The following is a 19,505-nucleotide window of genomic DNA, read 5'->3' on the forward strand; positions in this document are numbered from 1 at the left end:
GTTGTGCATTAATTGGTTCCCTCATTTCGCGGTTTGATTTAGTCAAAGAAACCGAAGCTATCATCAAATCAACTCATCTACCCTATGCCACCATGTTTATGGATAAAGGCGTCTTAAATGAGACAGACCCTCAATATATGGGAATGTATTCCGGACATTTAATGAATTTAGCAGTCGCTGATTTTATTGAAAACTGTGACTGCATTTTAAATATTGGTGCAGCAATGAGTGATGTAAATACAGGATGCTTCAGCGCCAATATTCTCCCTGACAATCTGATTCAGATTATGGACGATCACGTGGTGATTGATTCTATTGTTTATACTCAAGTTTATATTTATGAGCTTTTGAATGAACTCAAAGATATTTTGACATTTATTCCTAGCACATCAATAAAAGCACATGGTTTAGGAAACCCCATCTCCAACAATGAAGGAAAAATAACGAGTAGTTATTTATATCCACGATTTGAAAAATTTATAAAGCAAAATGACATTGTGTTTGCAGATACCGGTACATTCTCAATGGGATTAGGCTTTGCACTTCTTCCTAAAGAGGTTTCATTTCAAACCCAATCCTTATGGGGCTCTATTGGTTGGGCGACACCTGCCGCATTAGGCGCAGCCCTTGCAGCCCCCCATCGTCGAGTCATTCTCGCGACCGGAGAAGGTTCACACCAATTAACGGCTCAAGAAATTAGCCAATTTGCACGTTGGGGACTTAAGCCGCTGATCTTTGTTCTCAATAATGATGGCTACCTTATTGAACGTCTTTTCTGCCATCAGCCTGAAGCTTATTATAACGACGTACATCCATGGAATTATGCGCAACTCCCTGCGACCCTTGGATGCAAAAATTGGTATTGCCAAACAGTGACAACCTGTGAAGAGCTCGATCGCGTTCTTAATACACTCGAAAGAATAGACACTGCCGCCTATATAGAAATTATGACTGACAAGTATGAAGCATCAGAATTACTTAAAAAAATGGGGGAAATCATTCGCGCTGGGATACCAAAGGCTCACACCGCTTAAATATCGCTACTCGCCGCCATCACTTGGTGGCTTATCATTATTGATACTTACCGTTTTTTTCGTCGAATCCACCAAATACCCACGATGACTAACGCAGCAATAACCAACCAAGAAAAGTGAGGATGGAATGGAAGTGACAATACAAGTGAGCTCACAAAGTACCCAATAGAAACAATCAGGCATCCCCAAATTGCACCGCCAAAAATATTTAACACAAAAAATCTCAGCGGATTCACTTTGCTAGCACCAATAATAATGGGACCGATGGTTCTCATGCCATAAGCAAATCGAATTCCAATAATAATCCAATTTTCATGACGCTGTATCAATTGCTGCACCCGCACGATTTTATGTTGATGCTTTTGAAATTTAGGTAAAACTTTCGCTCCCGCATAGCGCCCAACGAAAAAAAGTACGTTATCGCTAAACACACCGCCCAGAGCAGCAAATAACATCGTCAAAGGATAAGAAAGTAATTGATTATGGGCAGCAACCCCTGATAAAAAGGCAGCCGTTTCACCTTCAAGCATTGCACCAAGAAATACAGCCCAATAACCATATTCCATTAACCAATGAGTTAAAACTTCAGACATAAAATGAGGAGCCTTTCCAAACCAATCAATAAGCGATATCTCTGGCTAAAATCTTAGCACAAATAAATATGAAATTTGAGGTCTCTGCGAGTTGATTCAATATGATGGAAAATTGCTGGTTAGGATAGCGATACATAAAAAAACTGCACTTAACGCTGACTTAAGTGCAGGGGATCACAACGCATAAAATATAAATATAGACTATTTATTATATAAGCTAGCATTGATTGAGATATCGTTGCCTTCACCTTCAGTATTAACTGACGTTATGATGAAATACTTTGCTCCAGCTTCATCTGCTTTTTGTGACACCGCATTCACATAATCCGTTGTTGTCGCTGCATTCATGACAATATTAATGTTACCCACTAATTTCATTTCCATAGATTGAACATAATTAATTTCAGTTGCACTCATCGCAAATGGACTTAAAAACATCAAGCTAACCAGTGCTACTTTTAATTTATTCATCAAATTCACCTTTATTTAAATAAATGACTATTAATTAACACTTCCACTTTTAGAAAACCCAATATTGATAATCATCAAAAGAAGCGTTATTTATCTATTAGTAAAAAATGATATCTATCTATTAAAATAAAGAATGCCATGAATAAGATCAAATTTAATATCATGCTGAATTGAACAAATATTGCTTTTATTTGTGCAATGTTAATTTTTTAAAACTAGAGCTAAAAATAGCAACAAATACAAGCTTATCCCTAGCATCAGAATGAATATAACGATGCTACAGATTTACCGAGTTTTTTAGCCAAATCGGAAGCCGCATAGCGGTCCATCACAATCTCAATATACGCAGCTGAGTCTGTTATTTCAGCCTGTTTAATGGCGGCATCTAGCTCGTCGCAAGTCGTTACTGTTTGGCAAAACCAATCATCACAGCCTAATACAGCAGGAAGTTGCGCATAATTCCACTGAGGTAAATCGTTATAATAGGCCTCCGGCTCTTTACATAATAACCGCTCAATAAGGTAGCCATCATTATTCAACACAAGCACAATCGGCTTTAAACCAAAGCGCGCAAATTGGCTAATTTCTTGTGCTGTTAACTGATGAGAGCCTTCCCCCGTCACTAAAATCACACGTGTGTTTGGCGCCGCAATCGCAGCACCAAAAGCCGCTGGTGTTGCCCAACCAATAGAGCCCCATAATGTTTGATTATGAAATTGGGCATCTTTAGGTAATAGCGCAAAACCAAGCCCCATGGAAGCCGTGCCGGTCTCCGCAACAATAATATCCTGCGCTTTAAACATCTGCTCTAAACGAGGATACAAATATTGTGCTGTAATTTGTCCATTAGCCTCTTTTCTTGGCTCGCCTAATCCTTGCGCCTTAATACCTTTATGCTGTAATGAAGGCGCTAATATTTGCAGTTTTTCTAACACCTCTTTCATGACGACATTCGGATAAATAGCTGAACCCACTTTCACATGATCCGCTAAAATATTAATACGCTGTTCAGGGGAGATCGATGCCGTAAAACTTCCCGAATTAAAATCAGTCAATACTGCACCAATACCTAAAATACAGTCGCAACTCTCCACGAACTCCCCAACTTGCGCATTCATTAACTTGCCGTTATATATCCCCATGTAAGTCGGGTTAGATTCACTAACAATCCCCTTATCCATAAACATGGTGGCATAAGGTAGTCCCGTCTTATCAATAATTGCCTGCACATTATCCGAACACCCTAAACGAGCAGAGAGGATCCCCGGAATAATACACGCTTTTTGACTGACACTCAGTTTATCCAAAATCGCATTCACCGCCGCCTTTAAGGATTGGTCATCACTTTTTAGCGGAATACGCTTTTCATGCTGACTTTTAGCCATAACCGGCATTACCGCATAATCGGATGGGAACCCCATATAGACTGGTCGACGTTCTTTTAGTGCCGCTGCAATTAATCGTTCTGTTTCATCAATGCAATTTTCTGGCGTTAAGATCCCATGAGCACAACTTAAGTGCTGACTCATTTTATAGAACACATCAAAATCACCATCCCCCAATGTATGGTGAACAAGACGATGGCTTTTTTGTACACCACTGGCTGGCATACCAACCAAATGGAAGACGGGTAGATGCTCCGCATACGAACCCGCTAAGCCATTCAAAGCACTAAGTTCACCCACCCCAAAAGTTGTTGAAAGTGCAGCGATTCCTTTAATTCTTGCATAGCCATCTGCGGCATAAGCCGCATTTAACTCATTACAATTTCCTATCCAACGCAACGTTTTACTTTCACAGACCGCATCTTCGATAGGGAAAGCATAATCACCCGCGACACCAAAGACCTCGTTAATACCCAGCATATGCAGGCGATCAAGAACATATTCGATAACTGTTTTCATTGTTTCATTCCCAATAATAATGATGGCTGATTATTCAGCTTTGTATTATTACTAGCTCGAATATTGCATTAACGGAAATTATTTATAATCATCATCGCTATAACAAAATATCATAGAGGTTAGGATGGAGATTCGAGGATTACGCTATTTTGTTGAAGTTGTTCAGCAAAACAACTTTAGTCGTGCAGCAGATAAATTGTGCGTCACTCAACCCGCTATCAGCCGTAGTATTCAAAAGTTAGAACAAGAGCTCGAATACACGTTGTTAATCCGAGAAACTGACGGGGTAAAAATGACAGATGAAGGCGAGATTTTATTCAACCATGCACGGCAAATACTGGAGCAGTTTGACAGGATGAACGATGCATTAAAAAACAGATCAGATCCCCTCTCTGGGGTGTTAAAAGTTGGCTTACCCCCTGTTATCGCTTCAACCTACTTTGCCGACATCATCATGGAATTTAGCCAAAAATTCCCACAAGTTGAATTACAAATCATTGAATTAAGCTCTAACCACATGATGGATGCTATGCTCAGAGGAGATGTTGAAACCGCAGCGATCATGTCTCCATTTGATGAACAACAATTTAATTTATACCGATTCGCAACTGACCGTTTAATGCTACTCGTTAATGATAAGCATCCATTAGCCTCTAAAAACATCGTTAAATTTGCAGAAATTCTGAATGAGCCATTTATCTTTTTCCAAGATAGCTATCGCATCAATGAATTGGTGACGAGTGCTTGTGGTATTCATGGTAAAAAACCGATGATTGCTGGGCGTAGCGGGCATTTAGACCTTGTTATGGCGATGGTACGGGCTGGGGTCGGGGTTACATTACTTCCTGAAAGTATGTGGCAAAAAAATCACATTGATGGGCTGTCCATTATTCCCGTTACGGAGCCAGTGTTGGCTTATGAGCTTGCCTTATCTACCTTAAAAGGTGCGCATCCTAGCCGTAGAGCAAATGCATGGATAGCGTTAGCATTAAAAATGTTGAATGTTAAATCTTAGAGATTTAACCATTTCATTTCTTTTTCAAACTTTTGACCATTTTTTCGTTCCCATTAGTACAAGTTTTACCTTAACTGGGCTACTATGATGGGCGCAAATGCACCTTTCGACTCTTCGCGCGTCCACTATAACAACAAGATAAAATGACGTTGGCACCGAAAGTCAGAAGCCCATAAATACATTCAATATTCAACAAGTTAAAAACATGACAGAAAACCAAAGTTTCGAATCTCATACGCCGATGATGCAACAGTACTTAAAACTCAAAGCGCAACATCCCGATATTTTACTGTTTTATCGTATGGGAGATTTCTACGAACTCTTCTTTGATGATGCTAAAAAAGCGTCTCAATTATTGGATATTTCTCTTACCAAACGCGGTCAATCTGCGGGGCAGCCAATTCCAATGGCGGGTGTCCCTCACCATGCAGCAGAAAACTACTTAGCGCGATTGGTGCAAATGGGGGAATCTGTCGCAATTTGTGAACAAATTGGCGATCCTGCCACCAGCAAAGGTCCTGTAGAGCGCCAAGTCGTGCGGATCGTAACCCCTGGCACCATCACTGACGAAGCGTTATTGAATGAACACCAAGACAACTTATTAGCGGCAGTTTGGCAAGAATCCCAAGGTTATGGTTTCGCCACCTTAGATATCGCATCAGGTCGTTTTATTATCAGTGAAATCGATGATGATGAGTCATTAAAAGCTGAGCTTCAGCGTACTCGTCCTGCGGAATTACTCTATCCTGAAGATTTTGCCAGCATGCCCTTGATTGAATTGAATAAAGGATTACGCCGTCGACCGATTTGGGAATATGAATTAGACACGGCAAAACAGCAATTAAACCTGCAATTTGGCACCAAAGATTTGGTCGGATTCGGCGTTGAAAATGCCCATAAAGCTTTACGTGCAGCGGGTTGCTTACTGCAATATGTTAAAGATACTCAACGAACAGCACTCCCGCACATTCGTAGCATTATTATGGAAAAACAACAAGATAATGTTATTTTAGATGCAGCAACACGCCGAAACTTAGAGTTAACTCAAAACCTTGCGGGTGGAACAGAAAACACACTCGCCGCCATTTTGGATAAATGTGTGACACCAATGGGTAGCCGTATGCTAAAACGCTGGCTTCATACCCCACTGCGTAATCTCACCGTGTTAACCAACCGCCAGCAAGCCATTGGAGCCTTGCAACAATATGGCATTGAGCTGCAACCATTCTTACGTCAAATTGGTGATCTGGAACGAGTCCTTGCTCGACTCGCTTTACGTTCCGCTCGCCCTCGTGACTTAACACGTATGCGCCATGCGTTCCAGCAATATCAGGATATTCACCAAATTCTGGCACAATCAGACTGTGGTTACCTGAATACGTTAACCCAACGGGTTGGTCGATTCGATGAGTTACAAGACCTGCTAGAAAAGGCGATTGTCGACGCTCCTCCAGTATTAGTCCGTGATGGTGGTGTTATTGCGACTGGCTATAACAGTGAACTCGATGAATGGCGAGCATTAGCTGATGGCGCAACAGATTATCTTGACCGCTTAGAGATTCGTGAACGTGAAAAACTGGGTATCGATACCCTGAAAGTGGGCTATAACGCAGTACATGGTTACTACATTCAAGTGAGTCGTGGGCAAAGCCATCTCACCCCAATTCATTATGTACGCCGCCAAACATTGAAAAATGCAGAACGCTATATTATCCCTGAATTGAAAGAGTATGAAGATAAGGTTCTAACATCAAAAGGCAAAGCACTGGCTATCGAAAAAGCCCTGTATGATGAACTGTTTGATAGACTACTGCCTCATTTAGCCGCATTACAAACCAGTGCAGAAGCTCTGGCTGAACTGGACGTTCTCTCCACTTTGGCTGAACGAGCGGACACTCTGGGCTATGCCTGCCCTCAATTGACGGACAAACCCGGTATTCAGATTACTGAAGGTCGACATCCTGTTGTTGAACAAGTACTTAGTGAGCCATTTATTTCTAACCCGCTATCCCTTTCTCCACAGCGCCGTTTGCTGATCATTACAGGCCCCAATATGGGCGGTAAAAGCACCTACATGCGCCAAACTGCGTTGATCACTTTGCTGGCTTACATTGGTAGTTTTGTTCCTGCGAGTAAAGCGGTGATTGGTCCTGTTGACCGTATTTTTACGCGTGTGGGCGCCTCTGATGACCTTGCTTCTGGACGTTCAACCTTTATGGTAGAAATGACAGAAACAGCGAATATTTTACATAATGCGACTGAACACAGTTTAGTTCTGATGGATGAAATTGGTCGAGGTACCTCAACCTATGATGGGCTTTCATTAGCGTGGGCTTGTGCAGAAAATTTAGTCAACCGTATCAAGGCAATGACCCTGTTTGCCACCCACTATTTTGAATTAACTACCCTGCCGGAAAAACTGGAAGGTGCGGTTAATATTCACCTCGATGCCATGGAGCACGGTGATACCATTGCCTTCATGCATAATGTCCAAGATGGCGCAGCAAGCAAAAGTTATGGCTTAGCCGTTGCTTCTCTAGCGGGTGTACCGAAAGAAGTGATTAAACGCGCTAAGCAAAAACTCAAAGAGTTAGAAGTTATCTCCAATAATGCCAATGCCAGCCATGTAGATAGCGCTCAGCTAAGCTTCTTAGGTGCAGTAGAAGAAGAACCGTCTCCCGTATTAGCCGCTTTAGAAGACATTGACCCCAATAAACTCACCCCACGCCAAGCCCTTGACTGGTTATATCGTTTAAAGGAAATGGATAACTAACATGGATGAGTACGCTGAATTATTAGCGCCAATTAAGCAATTTTTACAGTGTGAAACGCCTGATGAATGGATCTACAAAGCGAGTCAGCCTGAAAATTTGCCCATTATTTTGAAGGACCATTTATTGTGTGAATTAAAAGCCGCGCAAAGCGCCATGTTTTTAATTCGCAAATATGCCGTTGATAAAGAAAGCGCAGCTATCCTTTTAGAATGGTTCAAACCCTATGAAGCCTTCGCCTATGATCGGATTGGTGATGTGCATACATTGAAAAACAAGAATCAAATTTCTAAACAAATTTTAGCCAAAAAGCAGTCACCTTATAGCCAAGATCTCATTGATAAAATGGTGTTGTTAATCAAAGAAGAGCTGCACCATTTCTATCAAGTATTGGAAATACTGCATCAACGGGGTATTACGTATGATGGGATCACCGCAGGGCGCTATGCTAAAGGATTATTTAGTCATTTAGATCCACATGACCCAAAAACGCTGGTCGATAAATTAATTATTGGTGCTTATATTGAAGCGCGATCCTGTGAACGGTTTGCTAAGTTAGCCCCTCATTTGGATGAGCAACTTGCCAATTTTTATACGTCACTTTTACGCTCAGAAGCACGTCATTACCAAGACTATCTGCAACTCGCTCAATCAATTAGCAAAACAGATATTACCGAGCGTGTACGTTTTTACGGGGAAGTTGAGGCGCAGTTGATTTCAACACCAGATGACGATTTTAAATTCCACAGCGGTATACCGATTAATTCCGCCGGCTAAAAAGAAAAGCCCCCTGTTATCAATGACAACAGGGGCTTTGAGTTCAAACACAGCAGATTACATATTGAATAACGCTTCCAGCGTTAAATCTTCACCTTGCAAAATATCTTTAAGACGTCTTAAACCTTCAACCTGAATTTGACGAACTCTTTCACGAGTGAGCCCAATTTCGCGCCCAACCTCTTCCAGAGTTTCCGCTTCATAACCCAATAAACCAAAACGACGTGCTAATACTTCGCGCTGCTTCGGATTTAATTCATATAACCACTTAACGATATTTTCTTTTAAGTTGTTATCTTGGATTGTGTTTTCAGGTCCCGACTCATTATCGTCAGATAGGACTTCCAACAATGACTTCTCTGAATCCCCTGCAATCGGTGTATCAACGGACGTGATACGTTCATTTAAACGTAGCATTCGGCTGACATCTTCTACAGGCTTGTCTAATCGCTCAGCAATTTCTTCAGGGCTTGGCTCATGATCTAGCTTTTGGGCAAGTTCACGGGCAGTACGAAGATAAATATTGAGCTCTTTGACAATATGAATAGGAAGGCGGATGGTTCGAGTTTGGTTCATGATGGCACGTTCAATCGTTTGACGGATCCACCATGTCGCATACGTTGAAAAACGAAAGCCCTTTTCAGGGTCAAACTTTTCAACGGCACGAATCAACCCGAGATTTCCTTCTTCGATCAGATCGAGTAAGGCTAATCCTCGGTTATTATAACGGCGAGATATTTTTACCACTAAACGCAGGTTGCTTTCTATCATACGCTGACGCGACGCCACATCCCCCCGAAGGGCTCTGCGAGCATAGAAAACCTCTTCCTCTGCTGTGAGGAGTGGAGAGAATCCAATTTCACTGAGATAAATTTGGGTTGCGTCCAAAACGCGTTGACTCGCGCTTTGGAGTAAATCCGTTTCTTCATCCAGTTCTGAAGCTAGATCCTCTTCTTTAAATTGACTCTCATCAAATGCTTCATCCATCGCATTTTCATCGAGGTCATTATACAACTCGTTAACTTTCAGCGAACTTTGGCTCATCAGTGACTCCGACCCTAGATAATGAGGACGGAATGCGAATACACCCCGCCCAGTTTATCGCTGCGGTAAATAACGCAGCGGGTTTACTGATTTTCCCTTGTAACGAATTTCAAAATGCAAACGAACAGAACTTGTTCCGGTGCTACCCATTGTGGCTATTTTCTGACCCTCAGCAACATCCTGTTGGTCACGCACAAGTAACGTATCGTTATGTGCATAGGCACTTAAGTAGTCATCGTTATGTTTTATTATTATGAGATTTCCATATCCACGCAGTGCATTGCCAGCATATACGACTTTACCCGGCGCAGCGGCAATAACAGATTGACCACGAGAACCGGCAATATCGACACCTTTGTTCCCGCCTTGAGCATCAGAGAAGCCTTCAATCATCTTCCCATCTGCTGGCCAACGCCATTTAATTGACGAATTATTTGTGCTACTTCCGGTTGTGGCTGTTGCAGTCGTAGTGGTTGGGCTTGCTGTTGTCGTAGAAACCGTAGAGGTTGGTTTCTTGTTATTCGGCAACATCTTACCTGAATTCTGCCCGCTACTATTTTCAGGATACCCATTAGTTGGTTGAAGATCAACCGGACGCTGTTGACTATTTGATGCTAATTGTGTGCTCGAGCTCACATTTGCATTACCAATGTTTATCACCTGACCTACATTTAGGCTGTATGGTTCCGGAATGTTATTTTTCGATGCTAACTCACGGAAATCATTACCAGTTATATAGGCGATATAGAACAGAGTATCTCCACGCTGAACGGTATAGTTATTACCGTTATAGCTTCCCTTCGGAATTTGACCGTAGTCTCGGTTGTAAACAATCCGGCCATCACTACTTGTTGATACAGGTCTAGACGCACTATTACCCATCGAACTATTCGACGATAAATTAGGTCTATCTGAAGGCATCGCCGTACTCATTCCCGTGTTAGTCGGTGGGTTCGGCACAGTTCTTGACGCCGTTTGTTGGCTAGAACCTCCATCATTCACACTCGAAATCAGTGCTGCTGGATGATAAGGCGTTGAGCATCCTGCTAATAAAGCACCGCTAAATGAAAAGATAACCGCCCATCGAATTCTGTTTATTGGGCTAACAATTTTCATATTTCTTCTCCCGTGAAGAAAAGTCTGACCTGATACTAAAGGGTTAGAATGCAATTTATGCTTATTGAATATTAGTATCTTAAAATATTTCGCTTATTAAAGCAGAAATATAAAATAATGGACAAGTTAAATGTATCAAAAGTATAACAAATTGAGATTATCACTTAACAGTTTGAGCAAAATACCCTATGAGTAAAAGATAACCCAAAAGGTAATTAGCTCAAGTCACCGGCAACCAGAGGAACAAAACGGACTTTCTCAATCACGTTCGTATGATAGTCATTACCACGACGGGTAATCAATTTCAGAGCCTGATCTTTGTCACCAACAGGCAGGACTAATCGTCCCCCATCTTTTAACTGTTTCAGTAACAACGACGGTATTTCGCTAGGTGCAGCTGTCACAATGATCCCATCAAAAGGACCTTTAGATTGCCACCCTTCCCAGCCATCACCGTGGCGAGTTGAAATATTGTGTAAATCTAATAATTTAAAACGACGCTTCGCCGTCCATTGTAAGCTTTTGACTCTTTCGACTGAATAAACATGCTCACAAAGATGCGCCAGTACCGCAGTTTGATACCCAGACCCTGTCCCAATCTCCAAAACATGATCTGTGGGTTTGACCGCTAATAATGCGGTCATTTTTGCGACAATATACGGCTGTGAAATCGTCTGCCCATGACCAATCGGTAATGGGATATTATCGTAGGCTTTATGAGATAGCGCTTCGTCAACGAACCGTTCGCGAGGAACAAGCGCGAGCGCGTCTAATAGGCGCTCATCGTGAATTCCCTGTTGGCGCAACTGTGCCAGCAGTTCTTTCATGAGCCCAATTTTCATTTTGCCTTCACTCCTGACTTATCTAGCCACTCTTCTAACACTGCCTGCGTTTTATAAGAGGTTAAATCTACTTGCAGAGGCGTAATCGAAACATAGCCATTTTGTACTGCTTCAAAATCTGTGCCCGGTCCTGCATCGCGAATCTCACCTACCGGACCTAGCCAATACAGCATATTCCCGCGAGGATCTTCAATATTATAGACCTTAGATGCCGCATGGCGGCTACCACAACGGGTCACTTTGATCCCTTTTAACTCTTCGTAAGGAATATCTGGCACATTGATATTTAAGATATTTCCCGCACGTAATGGATTTTTTTGCAACATAATGAGGATATCGCAAGTTACCTTAGCGGCCGTGTCATAATGCACTTCGCCATCAAGTGAAACGGCAATAGAAGGTAATCCCAAATGGCGTCCTTCTGTTGCTGCCGCGACAGTACCTGAATAGATAACATCATCCCCAAGGTTTGGACCACAGTTAATGCCCGACACCACAATATCAGGACGAGGGCGAACCACTTTATTCACCCCAATATACACACAATCGGTTGGTGTTCCTTCTTGAACAGCCAGGTCACCATTACTTAATGTTTGAATTTTTAATGGCTTATCTAAAGTTAGTGCGTTTGAAGCCCCACTTCGATTACGATCGGGTGCAATCACTTGTACATGATAATGTTGGCGTAACGCCGCTGCCAGAGTTTGTATCCCCGGCGCTGTTACCCCATCATCGTTACTCAATAATATATTCAGCATCAACACAATCCTGATTGATAATTTCTCGTACAACACTGGTCGCAAAACTGCCTGAATTCAGGAAAAAATCCAGTTTCACGGTTGACGAGTCTAACCATTGCCATTGCAAATTTTGCGGCTTAACAAGCACAGCGCGTCTTGCTGGAGAAACTCGCTCATTTTTCATTAGCGCCATAAATGGCTGATAATCTTGTTCTAAGCAATGTATTTCAAAAGCCAGTGCGTCCTCTTGGGTACCTAAATCGCCATCACCAGGAAGCGGCGCTGTCACACTTAATTCTGAAGACTGTAAGCGAGCTTGCAGTGAATCCAACTCTTCTGCGGTCGCGACAAACCAGCTTCCTCTCCCAGTGAGTTGCAAAGCATCTCCCAACATCGCGTACTGCGCCGTATTATTCGCAATTCTCGCACTCGCGATATCATTAAACATAGCACTTCGTGCAGCAGAGAGATAAAAACTACGCTTATTTCGTTCACGAACTGTGATTTCTTGGTTTGCCCAACGACGTGCTTGGACAAGATTTTGTCCATCACGACCAAAACGTTGTTCACCAAAATAGTTAGGAACACCCAGTTTAGCCACTTTTTGTAGGCGTTGCTCCACATCATCTGCGTTCGTGATATCACGCAACGTGATTTCAAATTGGTTACCTTTGAGAGAACCAATCCGTAATTTACGCTTTTGGCGCGTGACGGCAAGAACACGACAGCCTTCAAGCTGCCAAGCAGAAAAATCAGGGGTATCTTTACCTGGCATTTGTAAACAGAACCATTGTTCCGTGACCGCGTGTCTATCTTTTAGCCCAGCATAACTCACTGCCCGTGCTGAAATTTTAGCAAACTTTGCCAGTTGTTCCGCAACAAATAATGTATTGCAGCCTGTTTTTTCGACGCGAACCATAACGTGTTCGCCTTCCCCATCAAGCTCAAAACCTAAATCTTCTTTCACCACGAAATCTTCAGGAATACTTTTTAACGTCCCCGAAGAGAGGGGCTTACCATGCAGGTACTGAACATTCATAACTTTCATTACTATTATCTTTGATAAGTAAAGCCACAGCGGCGCAAGCAATCCCTTCTTTACGACCCACAAAACCCAATTGCTCTGTGGTGGTCGCTTTCACATTGACATCATCCATATGGCATTCGAGATCTTCGGCAATATTCACACGCATTTGTGGAATATGTGGCAGCATTTTCGGTGCTTGTGCCATGATAGTGACATCAATATTGCCAATCAAATACCCTTTTTTACGGACTTGGCAGAATGCTTCTCTGAGTAAAACACGGCTATCCGCCCCTTTATAGGCAGGATCGGTATCAGGGAATAATTTACCAATATCCCCAAGTGCTGCTGCGCCTAAAATAGCATCTGTCAGTGCATGCAAAACAACATCACCATCGGAATGTGCGATAAGACCTTGCTCGTAGGGAATGCGAACACCACCGATCACGATGGGACCTTCACCGCCAAACTTATGCACATCAAAACCGTGTCCGATTCTCATTTTTTTTCCTTATGATTTCATTCTTGAAAGATAGAATTCTGCCAATGCCAGATCTTCTGGTCTCGTTACCTTAAAGTTATCAGCACGTCCTGATACTAATATCGGTTGATAACCACAATGTTCCAGTGCGGAAGCCTCATCGGTGATAACAGCGTTCTCTTTCAATGCCTTATCTAAACAGTTACGTAATAATTCTAATGGGAAAAACTGCGGAGTCAGGGCATGCCAAAGAGCTTCTCGCTCAACGGTATGAGATATATTTTGTGTACCCGCAGTCCCGCGTTTCATCGTATCCCGAACGGGAGCAGCCAATATGCCGCCGCAACAATCATTTTTGGTCACTAACTGAATAATTGTATTTAAATCATCTAAATGCAGGCATGGGCGTGCTGCATCATGCACTAAAACCCAAGCATTATCATACTCAGGTTGTTTAATAAGATAGTTGAGTCCTGACAAGACTGAGTCCGCGCGTTCTTTTCCCCCAATAACTGTCACGACACGAGGATCTTTGGCGATATCAAGGTGTTGAAAATAATCATCTTCAGCACTTAATGCGACCACTATCTGCTGTACGTCAGGGCTACGTAACAAAGCATCAATGGTGTGTTCAATAATCGTTTTACCCGCGACCGACAAATATTGCTTTGGGCAATCCGCGTTCATGCGGCTTCCGATTCCCGCAGCGGGGATAAGCGCAACAATCGGTGCTGCGCTTGATGTTATTGGATTTATCATGATTCGAGTCTTACATCAGAAATTATCAGGCTATTGGGTGTAATATACCCTAAATGATGGTTATTGAGATGACGGCGAATTATTACGCTCTTTGACCATTCGATAGAATGACTCACCAGGCTTTAACATGCCAAGTTCGCTACGTGCCCGTTCTTCAATTGCATCTTGACCATCATTCAAGTCATTAATTTCTGCAAATAGCTGTTCATTGCGCTGTTTTAAGCGCGAATTCACAATTTCCTGCGCAGCAACATCATCTTTGACCTTTACATAGTCATGGATGCCATTTTTGCCTAACCATAAGGAATATTGTAACCAAGCTAATATCGCAATTAATAGTAGCGTTAATTTACCCATCTTGCCCCCTGAAATGATTTGCTAATCATCCCATAACTGAGCGCGTGACGCTACTGTGATGCAAATATTGTCTAAAAAGTCAGAATTTTTCGCGCTAGAAGAGATTAAATATCATCCAATTCCCTATAAATGTAGAAAAGGATGATATTTAAGTAAAATCAATTTGCTATAGAAATGGTCTTTTTTTGCTGAAGCAGTTGAATAATCTGCATTAAAGAATCATCAATAGAACGCGTTCCATCAAGGTGCAGCTCTGGATTTTCAGGAGGCTGATAAGGTGCGTCGATCCCAGTAAAATGGGCAATTTTTCCCGCACGAGCTTGCCGATATAACCCTTTTGGGTCACGCTCTTCACAAATCTCGATTGGTGTATCAACATACAACTCATAAAACTGGTCAGGCTCAAATAACGCCCGAACTCGCTGTCTATCTTCTTGGTACGGTGAAATAAATGCCGTTGCAACTATCAATCCAGCATCGACCATCAGCTTGGCCACTTCGCCAATACGCCGAATATTTTCCTGCCTATCTGGTTCGTTAAACCCTAAATCGCCACATAACCCATGGCGTATATTATCCCCATCCAACAGATAGGTTTGCATACCCAAAGCCGCGAGCTGAGCTTCAACCGCCCCCGCTAATGTGGATTTCCCTGAACCCGATAACCCTGTAAACCACAATACCGCGCCTTTATGTCCATTACGTTGTTCGCGCCACTGCCGAGTCACCGTGTGTTGGTGCCAAACAATATTTTCTTGTGAACTCATGGTACTACTTCCCACCTAACACATCGCGAGCACCCCAATGAGGGAAATGACGGCGAATCAATTGATTAAGCTCGATTTCAAATTGGCTAAATTCACTGCTATGGATGGCGTCTTCAGACTGAGCTTCTCGAACCAACCCAGCGCCAACCGTTACGTTAGTTAACCTATCAATCAAAATCATGCCGCCGGTATCGCCATTACTTTGATAATTTTCCAGTAACAATGGCTCATCGAATGAAAATTCAACTAAACCGATACCGTTTAATGGAAGTTCCGTCGCCACTTTCTGAGTCAAGTTATTCACATCCACTTGATACTGGATATTCTCTACTTTGCCTCGGCTACGCTTACCTGCAATTTTGATATCCACTTGCTGCCCTTGTACTAGGGGCTGTTCTGACATCCACACAACATCGATTAACGCATGCTGACTGGCAAGTAAGTGTTCATTTTCAGCGACAATCAAATCACCGCGGCTAATATCAATTTCATCACTGAGAACTAAGGTAATCGCTTCTCCAGCAATTGCAGAAGACTGATTACCAGCAAACGTCACAATCTCTTTGATGGTGGAAGTCGTGCCAGATGGCAGCACTTTAATCGGCTGTCCCACCTGTATAATTCCCGATGACAATGTGCCGCTGTACCCACGAAAATCCAAATTTGGACGATTCACATATTGCACAGGAAAGCGTAATGGCTGTTCCGCTGCGGTCTGAGTGACTTGCACATTTTCCAATAGCGACAATAATGTTTCGCCGTGATACCACGGTAAATTATCACTTGGCGATACAATATTATCCCCATCCAGTGCAGAAATAGGCACAAACCAAACGTTGAGATCAACGGGCAATTGTTCAGCAAATTGCTGGTAATCACGCTGAATTTTTTCAAATACAGACTGACTATAATCCACCAAATCCATCTTATTCACAGCAACGATCAAATGGCGGATCCCCAGTAGCGTACTAATAAAACTGTGACGCCGAGTTTGCTCTTGTATCCCTTTTCGAGCATCGATCAGCAGAATAGATAACGAGCAGGTTGACGCACCTGTCGCCATATTGCGAGTGTATTGCTCGTGTCCTGGGGTATCTGCGATGATAAACTTGCGTTTTTCCGTTGAAAAATAACGATATGCCACATCAATGGTGATCCCCTGTTCACGCTCGGCGGCTAATCCATCCACCAGCAACGCCAGATCCAACTTTTCGCCTTGCGTCCCTATTCGCTTACTGTCCGTTTGTAAAACAGACAGCTGATCTTGATAAATTTGTTGAGTGTCATGCAATAAGCGACCAATCAAGGTGCTTTTGCCATCATCCACATTTCCACAGGTTAAAAAGCGTAATAATCCCTTATGCTGCTGAGCGAGTAAGTAAGCCTCCACGCCCCCTTGTTGTTGGATTTGATGCGCAATTGCGTCGTTGTAAGCCAGTTCAGCCATGATATTGTTCCTTACCGATTGATTAAAAATAGCCTTGGCGCTTTTTCTGCTCCATAGAGGCGGATTGGTCACTATCAATCAAGCGCCCTTGACGCTCACTGGTGGTGGATAGCAACATCTCTTCGATTATTTCCGGTAACGTACTGGCATTCGATGGCACAGCCCCAGTCAGTGGCCAGCATCCTAATGTTCGAAAACGGACTTTTTTCTTGGTGATAACTTCACCCGCTTTTAGCTGGATTCGCCCATCATCGACCATGATCAATGTTCCATCACGCTCAATCACAGGTCGCTCATCAGCAAAATAGAGAGGAACAATATCGATATTTTCCAAGTAGATATATTGCCAAATATCTAACTCGGTCCAATTAGATAATGGAAAAACGCGGATACTTTCGCCTTTATTAATTTGGCCATTATAGTTATGCCAGAGCTCAGGGCGTTGATTCTTCGGGTCCCAACGGTGAGAGCGATCACGAAATGAATAAATGCGCTCTTTCGCACGTGATTTCTCTTCATCCCGCCTTGCACCACCGAAAGCAGCATCAAAGCCATACTTATCTAGCGCTTGTTTTAAGCCTTCCGTTTTCATGATATCAGTATGTTTTGCACTGCCATGCACAAATGGGTTAATGCCTAATCTTTCCCCTTCAGGGTTACGGTGGATGAGTAATTCAAAACCGTACTTTTGCGCAGTTTCATCACGAAACTGGTACATTTCACGAAATTTCCACCCCGTATCAACGTGCAGTAACGGAAATGGGATCGTACCGGGATAAAACGCTTTACGCGCTAAATGCAGCATCACGGAAGAGTCTTTTCCTATCGAATAGAGCATTACTGGATTTGCAAATTCAGCAGCAACTTCACGAATAATATGAATACTTTCCGCTTCTAATTGCTGTAAGTGGGTTAATTTTTTTTCGTTCATGATTCACTCCTCGCTTAAGCCAATTCCAGCACCGCTGAACGCCATTGAATGGTTTCGGGTTGCTGACCAAACCATGCCAGCTGTTGATGTAATGCCGCCACTTCGCCAATGACGATTAATGCAGGTGCGGGGGCTTGTTGAGCCAATGACTCCAATTCATGTAATGCGCCAGCCACCACTTTTTGATCCTGACGGGTTCCGCAACCGATCACCGCTACAGGCGTATTTCGGTGACGTCCATGCTGGATAAGCTGCTGGCGAATATTGTCAGCCGTCACGGTCCCCATATAGATAGCCAGCGTTTGGTGACCACGCGCTAGTGCTTGCCAATCCAGCTCTGCACCACCTTGTCGGCAATGACCTGTAATAAACGTGATACTCTGAGCGTGATCTCGGTGAGTCAGTGGAATTCCGGCATACGCGGTTGCACCAATCGCCGCAGTGATCCCTGGAACCACTTGGAAAGGAATTTTAGCCTCAGCAGCGACTTGCAGCTCTTCGCCTCCGCGACCAAAAATAAACGGGTCACCGCCTTTTAAGCGCACGACTTTTTTACCTTGCTGAGCATATTTGATGATCAATTGATTGGTTTCTTCTTGAGTTACGCTGTGGTTGCCCGCCCGTTTTCCGACACAAATTTTGTCTGCATCGCGACGTACAAGGTCAAGAATTTCCGCGCTCACTAGATGGTCATATAGCACCACATCAGCATTTTGCAGTACCCTCAAACCTTTGAGTGTTAACAGTCCTGCATCACCAGGTCCAGCCCCCACCAAGGTGAGTTCCCCTTGGTTATCTGGCTCAGTCAATTGTTGTTCAAGTTGTTTTTCTGCATCATCCAATTGCCCGCTTTCTACCAAAGATGCAAAACGCCCGCTAAAACTGCGCTCCCAAAAACGCTTACGCTCACTTAATTTGGTTAAACGCTGCTTAACACGCTCACGCCAACGTCCTGCAATCTCTGCCATCTTGCCAAGTGATAGCGGGAGCATGGCTTCCAGTTTTTCACGCAACAATTTCGCTAAGACCGGTGCAGTACCTCCCGATGAAATAGCAACAATGACAGGAGAACGGTCAATAATGGATGGCACAATAAATGAACATAGTGGCTGTTCGTCCACCACATTAACAAAAATGTGGTGCTGCTGCGCATCATGAAAAACTTTCTCATTGAGAGCGTGATCGTCCGTTGCAGCTATCACTAAATAAGCACCATCAAGATGCTGAGTCTGGTAAGACGCTTGTACCCATAACAATTGATTTTGTTGATAAGCCTCATACAAGCTTTCACATAGCTCTGGAGAAATGACCACCAGCGATGCATGAGCTTTAAGTAGTAACTCGGCTTTTCGTGCCGCCACGACTCCGCCACCAATCAGTACCACTTGACGACCGCGCAAACTCACAAATAAAGGTAAGTAATCCATATATC

The 19,505-nt window shown here is 43.1% G+C and carries 19 protein-coding genes; 4 read left to right on the top strand and 15 right to left on the bottom strand.

The genetic code is table 11. The features are described from left to right. Window positions 1–1,034 (top strand): thiamine pyrophosphate-dependent enzyme (locus PSF16_RS10200; RefSeq protein WP_272689208.1); only part of this gene is annotated, 1,034 nt, incomplete at its 5' end. A gap of 47 nt (window positions 1,035–1,081) precedes the next feature. Here the strand turns inward: PSF16_RS10200 and PSF16_RS10205 are convergent. The 3 genes from PSF16_RS10205 to PSF16_RS10215 form a co-directional block, all read right to left on the bottom strand. Next, window positions 1,082–1,627 carry a DedA family protein gene (locus tag PSF16_RS10205; RefSeq protein WP_272689209.1) on the bottom strand — a complete coding sequence of 182 codons (546 nt, stop codon included), beginning with the start codon at window positions 1,625–1,627 and terminating at the stop codon, window positions 1,082–1,084. Between the two features lie 201 nt (window positions 1,628–1,828). Then, a complete protein-coding gene (locus PSF16_RS10210; RefSeq protein WP_036961522.1) occupies window positions 1,829–2,098 on the bottom strand; it encodes a DUF1471 domain-containing protein in 270 nt (89 codons plus the stop codon). A gap of 257 nt (window positions 2,099–2,355) precedes the next feature. Next, complete coding sequence (locus PSF16_RS10215; protein ID WP_272689210.1) at window positions 2,356–4,002, bottom strand: alpha-keto acid decarboxylase family protein; 1,647 nt, start codon at window positions 4,000–4,002, stop codon at window positions 2,356–2,358. Window positions 4,003–4,126: 124 nt separating this feature from the next. Here PSF16_RS10215 and PSF16_RS10220 point away from each other — a divergent pair, with 124 nt between their 5' ends. From PSF16_RS10220 to miaE, 3 genes are all read left to right on the top strand, one after another. After that, window positions 4,127–5,017, top strand: a complete 891-nt coding sequence (locus tag PSF16_RS10220; protein ID WP_006659372.1) for a LysR family transcriptional regulator — start codon at window positions 4,127–4,129, stop codon at window positions 5,015–5,017. A 205-nt stretch (window positions 5,018–5,222) separates the two neighbouring features. Further along, complete coding sequence (mutS, locus tag PSF16_RS10225) at window positions 5,223–7,790, top strand: DNA mismatch repair protein MutS (RefSeq protein WP_272689211.1); 2,568 nt, start codon at window positions 5,223–5,225, stop codon at window positions 7,788–7,790. A gap of 1 nt (window position 7,791) precedes the next feature. Continuing rightward, the gene (miaE, locus tag PSF16_RS10230; RefSeq protein WP_006661021.1) at window positions 7,792–8,565 is read left to right on the top strand and encodes a tRNA isopentenyl-2-thiomethyl-A-37 hydroxylase MiaE; all 774 of its coding nucleotides are present in this window, start codon (window positions 7,792–7,794) and stop codon (window positions 8,563–8,565) included. A 57-nt stretch (window positions 8,566–8,622) separates the two neighbouring features. On the opposite strand, the gene rpoS is transcribed toward miaE, so the two are convergent. The 12 genes from rpoS to cysG all read right to left on the bottom strand — a co-directional run bounded on the left by rpoS (window position 8,623) and on the right by cysG (window position 19,500). Continuing rightward, entirely contained in the window at window positions 8,623–9,609 is a 987-nt protein-coding gene (gene rpoS, locus PSF16_RS10235) for an RNA polymerase sigma factor RpoS (RefSeq protein WP_006659375.1), read from the bottom strand. Between the two features lie 54 nt (window positions 9,610–9,663). Beyond that, entirely contained in the window at window positions 9,664–10,725 is a 1,062-nt protein-coding gene (nlpD, locus tag PSF16_RS10240; RefSeq protein ID WP_272689212.1) for a murein hydrolase activator NlpD, read from the bottom strand. A 215-nt stretch (window positions 10,726–10,940) separates the two neighbouring features. Continuing rightward, window positions 10,941–11,567 (bottom strand): protein-L-isoaspartate(D-aspartate) O-methyltransferase, encoded by a 627-nt coding sequence (locus PSF16_RS10245; protein ID WP_006659377.1) that lies wholly within the window; start codon window positions 11,565–11,567, stop codon window positions 10,941–10,943. Next, window positions 11,564–12,325 carry a 5'/3'-nucleotidase SurE gene (gene surE, locus PSF16_RS10250; protein WP_006659378.1) on the bottom strand — a complete coding sequence of 254 codons (762 nt, stop codon included), beginning with the start codon at window positions 12,323–12,325 and terminating at the stop codon, window positions 11,564–11,566. The genes PSF16_RS10245 and surE overlap by 4 nt, the downstream gene beginning before the upstream one ends. After that, on the bottom strand, window positions 12,303–13,355 hold the full coding sequence (gene truD / locus PSF16_RS10255; protein ID WP_006659379.1) for a tRNA pseudouridine(13) synthase TruD: 1,053 nt from the start codon (window positions 13,353–13,355) through the stop codon (window positions 12,303–12,305). Before truD ends, surE begins: the two co-directional genes overlap by 23 nt. Beyond that, window positions 13,321–13,833 (bottom strand): 2-C-methyl-D-erythritol 2,4-cyclodiphosphate synthase, encoded by a 513-nt coding sequence (gene ispF, locus PSF16_RS10260; RefSeq protein WP_006659380.1) that lies wholly within the window; start codon window positions 13,831–13,833, stop codon window positions 13,321–13,323. The genes truD and ispF overlap by 35 nt, the downstream gene beginning before the upstream one ends. 9 nt (window positions 13,834–13,842) lie before the next feature. After that, window positions 13,843–14,571 carry a 2-C-methyl-D-erythritol 4-phosphate cytidylyltransferase gene (ispD, locus tag PSF16_RS10265; protein WP_272689213.1) on the bottom strand — a complete coding sequence of 243 codons (729 nt, stop codon included), beginning with the start codon at window positions 14,569–14,571 and terminating at the stop codon, window positions 13,843–13,845. Window positions 14,572–14,631: 60 nt separating this feature from the next. Continuing rightward, entirely contained in the window at window positions 14,632–14,928 is a 297-nt protein-coding gene (gene ftsB / locus PSF16_RS10270; RefSeq protein WP_006659382.1) for a cell division protein FtsB, read from the bottom strand. A gap of 158 nt (window positions 14,929–15,086) precedes the next feature. Continuing rightward, window positions 15,087–15,695 (bottom strand): adenylyl-sulfate kinase, encoded by a 609-nt coding sequence (gene cysC, locus PSF16_RS10275; protein ID WP_006659383.1) that lies wholly within the window; start codon window positions 15,693–15,695, stop codon window positions 15,087–15,089. 4 nt (window positions 15,696–15,699) lie between these two features. Next, entirely contained in the window at window positions 15,700–17,142 is a 1,443-nt protein-coding gene (gene cysN / locus PSF16_RS10280; RefSeq protein ID WP_272689214.1) for a sulfate adenylyltransferase subunit CysN, read from the bottom strand. Between the two features lie 22 nt (window positions 17,143–17,164). Continuing rightward, window positions 17,165–18,073, bottom strand: a complete 909-nt coding sequence (cysD, locus tag PSF16_RS10285; RefSeq protein ID WP_006659385.1) for a sulfate adenylyltransferase subunit CysD — start codon at window positions 18,071–18,073, stop codon at window positions 17,165–17,167. 14 nt (window positions 18,074–18,087) lie between these two features. After that, a complete protein-coding gene (gene cysG / locus PSF16_RS10290; RefSeq protein ID WP_272689215.1) occupies window positions 18,088–19,500 on the bottom strand; it encodes a siroheme synthase CysG in 1,413 nt (470 codons plus the stop codon). Between the last annotated feature and the right edge of the window lie 5 nt (window positions 19,501–19,505).

The organism is Providencia sp. PROV033 (assembly GCF_028484855.1).
GTDB lineage: Bacteria > Pseudomonadota > Gammaproteobacteria > Enterobacterales > Enterobacteriaceae > Providencia > Providencia alcalifaciens.